This is a genomic window from Rugamonas sp. (genome assembly GCF_025354735.1).
Taxonomy (GTDB): domain Bacteria; phylum Pseudomonadota; class Gammaproteobacteria; order Burkholderiales; family Burkholderiaceae_D; genus Rugamonas.
The window spans coordinates 1-5,941 of record NZ_JANXMI010000152.1; the positions used below are offsets into that span (position 1 = coordinate 1).

The 5,941-nt window shown below is 65.2% G+C and carries 7 protein-coding genes; 1 reads left to right on the forward strand and 6 read right to left on the reverse strand.

Annotated features, from left to right (window positions below; translation table 11 throughout):
* On the reverse strand, positions 1-1,567 hold a 1,567-nt coding region (gene lepA, locus Q0S71_RS12680), incomplete at its 3' end, for a translation elongation factor 4 (protein ID WP_295995906.1).
* Here lepA and Q0S71_RS12685 point away from each other — a divergent pair.
* Positions 1,557-1,829 carry a hypothetical protein gene (locus tag Q0S71_RS12685; RefSeq protein ID WP_295995909.1) on the forward strand — a complete coding sequence of 91 codons (273 nt, stop codon included), beginning with the start codon at positions 1,557-1,559 and terminating at the stop codon, positions 1,827-1,829. The two genes, lepA and Q0S71_RS12685, sit on opposite strands and share 11 nt — an antisense overlap.
* A 25-nt stretch (positions 1,830-1,854) precedes the next feature.
* On the opposite strand, the gene Q0S71_RS12690 is transcribed toward Q0S71_RS12685, so the two are convergent.
* The 5 genes from Q0S71_RS12690 to Q0S71_RS12710 form a co-directional block, all read right to left on the reverse strand.
* Positions 1,855-2,115, reverse strand: a complete 261-nt coding sequence (locus Q0S71_RS12690; protein ID WP_295995911.1) for a glutaredoxin family protein — start codon at positions 2,113-2,115, stop codon at positions 1,855-1,857.
* A 197-nt stretch (positions 2,116-2,312) separates the two neighbouring features.
* The gene (locus Q0S71_RS12695; protein ID WP_295995922.1) at positions 2,313-3,797 is read right to left on the reverse strand and encodes a Do family serine endopeptidase; all 1,485 of its coding nucleotides are present in this window, start codon (positions 3,795-3,797) and stop codon (positions 2,313-2,315) included.
* Positions 3,798-4,083: 286 nt separating this feature from the next.
* Positions 4,084-4,509 carry a sigma-E factor negative regulatory protein gene (locus Q0S71_RS12700; protein ID WP_295995914.1) on the reverse strand — a complete coding sequence of 142 codons (426 nt, stop codon included), beginning with the start codon at positions 4,507-4,509 and terminating at the stop codon, positions 4,084-4,086.
* A gap of 133 nt (positions 4,510-4,642) precedes the next feature.
* On the reverse strand, positions 4,643-5,245 hold the full coding sequence (gene rpoE, locus Q0S71_RS12705; RefSeq protein ID WP_295995917.1) for an RNA polymerase sigma factor RpoE: 603 nt from the start codon (positions 5,243-5,245) through the stop codon (positions 4,643-4,645).
* A 182-nt stretch (positions 5,246-5,427) separates the two neighbouring features.
* A complete protein-coding gene (locus tag Q0S71_RS12710) occupies positions 5,428-5,649 on the reverse strand; it encodes a hypothetical protein (RefSeq protein WP_295995920.1) in 222 nt (73 codons plus the stop codon).
* Between the last annotated feature and the right edge of the window lie 292 nt (positions 5,650-5,941).

Sequence of the window (5,941 nt, forward strand, 5' to 3'; positions counted from 1 at the left end):
TCTGGCGCGGGATCAGCTCGCGCATCTTGGCGGCCACCTGGCGGCCACGGTACTGGCTGTTGGAGCGGTGCACGATGATGGCCAGCGCGTCGACTTTTTCACTGTTGATGAGCATGTCGACCTTGACCACGTCGGCCGCGCGGTATTCCTTGAACTCGTAATCCATCGAGGCGTAGCCGCGCGACGTCGATTTCAATTTATCGAAGAAGTCGAGCACGATCTCGCCCATCGGCATTTCATAGACCAGCTTGACCTGGCGGCCGTGGTAGCTCATGTCCATCTGGATGCCGCGCTTGGCGATGCACAGGGTGATGACCGAGCCGACGTATTCCTGCGGCATGTAGAGGTTGACGGTGACGATGGGTTCGCGCACTTCTTCGATGCGCGACGGGTCCGGCATGCGCGACGGATTGTCGACGCTCAGGACGGTTCCGTCGCGCTGCACCACTTCGTAGACGACGGTGGGCGCCGTCGTAATCAGGTCCATGTCGAATTCGCGTTCCAGGCGCTCCTGCACGATTTCCATGTGCAGCAGGCCGAGGAAGCCGCAGCGGAAGCCGAAGCCCAGCGCCTGCGACACTTCCGGCTCGTACATCAGGGCGGCGTCGTTCAGCTTGAGCTTTTCCAGCGAGTCGCGCAGCGCGTCGTACTGGTTGGCCTCGACCGGGAACAGGCCGGCGAACACTTGCGGCTGCACTTCCTTGAAGCCCGGCAGCGGCGCCGAGGCCGGACGGGCGGCCGAGGTGACGGTGTCGCCGACCTTGGCGGCCTTCAATTCCTTGATGCCGGCGATGATGAATCCGACCTGGCCGGCCGACAGCTTGGACAGCGAGACCGAGCGCGGCGAGAACACGCCCACGTCTTCGACCAGCTGCACCGAGTCGGTCGCCATCAGGCGGATTTTTTCTTTGGGTTTGAGCGTGCCGTTGATGACGCGCACCAGCATGACGACGCCGACGTAGTTGTCGAACCACGAGTCGACGATCAGGGCCTGCAGCGGCGCGTCCGGATCGCCCTTCGGCGGCGGCACCTTGGCGATGATGGACTCGATCACGTCTTCCACGCCGAGGCCGGTCTTGGCCGAGCAATGCACGGCGTCGGTGGCGTCGATGCCGATGACGTCTTCGATTTCGGCGATGGCGTTGGCCGGGTCGGCGTTCGGCAAGTCGATCTTATTGAGCACCGGCACCACTTCGACGCCGAGGTCGAGCGCCGTGTAGCAGTTGGCCACCGTTTGCGCCTCCACGCCCTGCGAGGCGTCGACCACCAGCAGCGCGCCTTCGCAGGCCGACAGCGAGCGGCTCACTTCGTAGGAAAAGTCGACGTGGCCCGGCGTGTCGATCAGGTTCAGGTTGTAGACCACGCCGTCGCGGGCCTTGTAGCTCAGCGCCGCGGTCTGGGCCTTGATGGTGATGCCGCGCTCGCGCTCCAGATCCATCGAATCGAGCACTTGCGCCTCCATCTCGCGGTCGGACAAGCCGCCGCACAATTGGATGATGCGGTCGGCCAGGGTCGATTTACCGTGGTCGATGTGGGCGATGATGGAAAAATTGCGTATGTTGTTCATTAACAGATATAAAAAACGGATTGAGACGACAGCGGGCACAGGCCGCACACTGGGGAGCGTTCAGCCTGCGCGCAACACAAAAAAAGCGCTCCGAGCGGGGCGGTATGCCCTGGCGAGCGCCTTTGATACGACCTGGGGTACGCAGAACAGCAGCTTTTCCACCCCCGCATTTTACCGGATTTCAGAGTGGAAAGCCCGTCTTATGACGCATGCGCCACGGGAAAATATATTTTTACTAATTCTTTTTGGCAAAAAAGGCTAAGTTTGGGAGGGGAATTGTTGATACGCTATGATTTTGCGACGGCGCCGGCGGCCAGCGCCTGTCGCACGCGGGCGGCGTCGAGGTGATAGTGGCACAGCTCGGGCTGGGACAGGTCGGCGTAGAGCACCGGCACCAGCTCGTCGAAACGGGCCAGCAGCGCCGGGGCGGCGTCGATGTCGACCACGTCGACGGTGAACGGCCGGGCCGGCGTTTGCAGGGCCAGCAGCGCGTCCAGCATGCCCTGGCAGAGGTGGCAGTAGCTGCGGGTGTAGAGGGTGAAATGCATGATGTGGTGTGAGTCGGCTACCGGACGTAAAAGTGTGATTCGCCGGGCGCCGAATCGGGGTCAAGACCGAGGTCAAGACCGGGGTCAGACCTCAGTTTCGAATGCCCCTCTCGAAACTGAGGTCTGACCCCGACGCCGCTGTGGTGGCTGGCCAGGACGACGGAGCCGTGGCTGACCGGCGCCACGGCGGCGGCTGTCTACTTCGCCGACGGCTTGAGCGACACGAACTGGGTCACATCGCCGCGCCGCACCAGCACCACCGACGGCTTCTTCGGATCGAGCTTGGCGACGGCGGCGTTGAATTGCTTGGCGTCCTTGATCTCCACATTATTGAGCTGCAAGATCACGTCGCCGACGCGGATGCCGGCCTTGGAGGCGACGCCGTCGACTTCGTCGACCGAGGCGCCGCCGTCGAGTTCGAGCTCTTTCTTTTGCGCCGCCGTCAAATCGCTGACCTTGAAGCCCAGCACATTCGATGCCGCCTCGGCCTTCGGCTTGCCCTTGCCCGCCGCCACCTTGGCCGGCTTGTCGGCCGCCAGTTCGGCGATGGTCACCGGCACGTCGAGCTGGCCGCCCTTGCGCCAGATGGTGACCACGGCCTTGCTGCCCAGCTCCGTGCTGCCGACCAGACGCGGCAAGTCGGACGAGCGGCTGATCTGCTCGCCGTTGAATTTGAGGATGATGTCGCCGGCCTTGATGCCGGCCTTGTCGGCCGGACCGCCCGGCTCGACCAGCGACACTTCCGCGCCCTGGGCGTTTTTCAGGCCCAGCGATTCCGCCACTTCCTTGCCCAGCTCGCCGATCTGAACGCCGATGCGCCCGCGTGTGACCTTGCCGCTCTTGCGCAACTGGTCGGACACGCGCATGGCCTCGTTGATCGGCACCGCGAACGAGATGCCGTTGTAGCCGCCGGACAGGGTGGCGATCTGCGAATTGATGCCGATCACTTCGCCGCGCATATTAATCATCGGGCCGCCCGAGTTGCCGGGATTGACGGCGACGTCGCTCTGGATCAGCGCCAGATAGTCGCCGGTGTCGCGCGCCTTGGCCGAGATGATGCCGGCCGTGACCGTGTTTTCCAGGTTGAACGGCGAACCGATGGCGATCACCCATTCGCCGACCCGGATCTTGCTCGAATCGCCCATGGTCAGCGTCGGCAGCTTGGCGCCGTCGATTTTCAGCAGGGCGACGTCGCTGCGGGCATCGGCGCCCAGCACCTTGGCCTTGAATTCGCGCTTGTCGGTCAGCGTCACGTAGACCTCGTCGGCGCCGTCGACGACGTGGGCGTTGGTCAACACATAGCCGTCGGCCGAGATGATGAAGCCGGAGCCTATGCCGCGCTGCACTTCCTCGTCGGGCGGCGCCTGGCGGCGGCCGCGCGGCGCCGGCGCGCCCGGGGCGCCCGGCGTGGCACCGGGACCGGCACCGGGACCGGCGCCCGGCCCATTGCCGCCGAAGAAGCGGCGCAGGAATTCGCGCATCTCTTCTTCGTCCGGCGCGGCCTGGGCGCCGTCGGCGCCGGCCTTAAAGTGTTCGGTGGTGCGGATGTTGACGACGGCCGGTCCGACTTTGTCGACCAGTTCGGTAAAGTCCGGCAAGCCCGCCACGGCGGCGGTCGCGGCCTGGGCGGACGGCGCCATCAGCATCAGGGCGGGAGCGAAACAGACGCCGGCACTCAACATCAGCGCCGTCAGCGCCTTGCCAGCAACAGAGGTAGTAGTTGTCATGAAAAGTAAGATCCCGAGGTCGTGAAGTGAACGTGGCCATGGCACGCACGCCCTACTTCCGTCGCGCCACATGGCAACGCACATGGTAAGCGAAATCAGCCCCGCCGCCTATCCCGCAGAACGTGACGCAGAAGTTTATCAAAGGGAACGGTGCGCGGTGGCGGCGGACGGGCGCCCGGCCGTGGCCGGGGGCCGGGGGCCAGCGGCCGGGGCTGCTGCGGCGGCGCGGCGCGGCGCGGCGTTATGAGGGTAAGGTCGCGGCGGCGTCCGGCAAGCCACCGCCGGACTCGGCGCTGCCGGGCTCCACGCCGCCAGACGCTGCGGTGCCGGGCTCCGCGGTGGCAGGTTTTGCGGCGCCAGGTTTTACGGTGCCAGGCTTTTCGCCGGCGGCCTGTGCGTTGGCGGGCTGTGCGCTGCCGATGGCGGCCTCGCCTGGCAGCGCTGCCTCGGCCGCCAGCCGCGCCGCCAGCCGCTGCGCGTAAGCGTCGTCGAGGCCGGCGCCGGAAGACTGGGCGCGCAAGGTGTCGCCGATCAGGTGATAGGCACGCCAGGCGGCGCGGCCGGCAGGGCTGTTCAGGGCCGCCATCGCCAGCTCCAGCTCGCTATCGGGCAGCTCGCCGTCGACCAGCGCCGAAATTTTTTCATGCAGTCTTTTCAGGGTATCCATAAGTTTCCTGCCAGATCAAATCTCGCGCACTGCGGGTCGCACCCGGCCCACAGCCGGGCCGGTATCGAGGCCGGGGTCAAAGCCGGGGCCGGACCACCGTCGCGGCCGCGTCGCCGGTTCTATCGTTGCCGACCTACCAGCGCTTGTCAACCGGCATGTCCAGCAGCGGGCGCAATTTTTCCGCGATCACTTCGCGCGCGCGGAAAATGCGGCTGCGCACGGTGCCAATGGGGCAAGCCATGATGTCGGAGATTTCCTCGTAGCTCAGGCCCTCGATTTCGCGCAGCGCGATCGCCGTCCGCAAGTCGATGGGCAGCGCGTCCATCGCCGCGTTGATGGTGCGGGCGATCTGCTTGCTGGCCAACACCGATTCCGGCGTGTCGATGTCGCGCAGGTGCTCCCCGTCGTCGTGGCCCTCGGCCTGCTCCGTGTCCGGCTCGGTCGAGGTCGGCGCACGCCTCCCCTGTGTCACAAGAAAGTTCTTGGCCGTATTGATACCGATCCGATATAACCAGGTATAAAACGCCGAATCGCCGCGAAAATGCCGCAGGGCCCGGTAAGCTTTGATGAACGTTTCTTGCACCACATCTTCCGCCTCCGCAGGATCGTGCACGATGCGCGAGACCAGGCGCGCCAGGCGCCGCTGGTATTTTTCCACCAGCAAATCAAAAGCCCGCTTGTCCCCTTTCCGCACCCGCTCGACCAGCAGCTGATCGCATTCCCGTTCTGTCGTCACTCCCTAATCCTTGGTGGCCAGCGGCATGCCTGCAACACGTTTCAAAATGGCCATGACCTTGATGCGGCGTCCCGCCGCAAGGCACGGCGCTCACGCCGCCGCGCCTGCCCACGCCCATTTCGATACATGCTCTCAGTGATAGAGTTTGCCGACTGCAATAAGTTCACGGTTTTCCTGACTTTTTATTCCGCCTCCGCGCCGCGCGCCGCGATCGCGCGGCAGGCCAGCGCCAACGGCCGGAACGTCGCCGCCGCCACGCTGTCGGGCAGCACCAGCAGCGTGGCGACGCCGCCGTCCTCGCGCCCCAGCCGCAGCACCAGCAGGCGCGGCCACAATGTCGAACCGCCCAGCAAGGACACCGGCACGCCAGCGTGGACACCGCCCGCTTTCTGGTATACCGCCAAGCGCAGGGCGCCGACATCGACTATGTCAAGCCGCTGCGGCTTTGCTTTTGTCAGCGCGGCGGCCAGCGCGACCGCTCCGCCGAGCACGCACACGGCGGCGCCCGCATAGCCTGGGCACCAGCCCGCCGAAGCGATGGCGCAGCAGCAGAATCGTAAGCGTCCAGCGGCCCCATCTGGCAATTGGCTTTAAGGCTGGGTAGAGTTCGTGAACGGCAGCAGGGTATCGATCTGGCTGTTAGGGCAGGTAGGCAGCTTCTCAAGCGTCTCGGTCAACCAACGCAGCGGCTCAAGG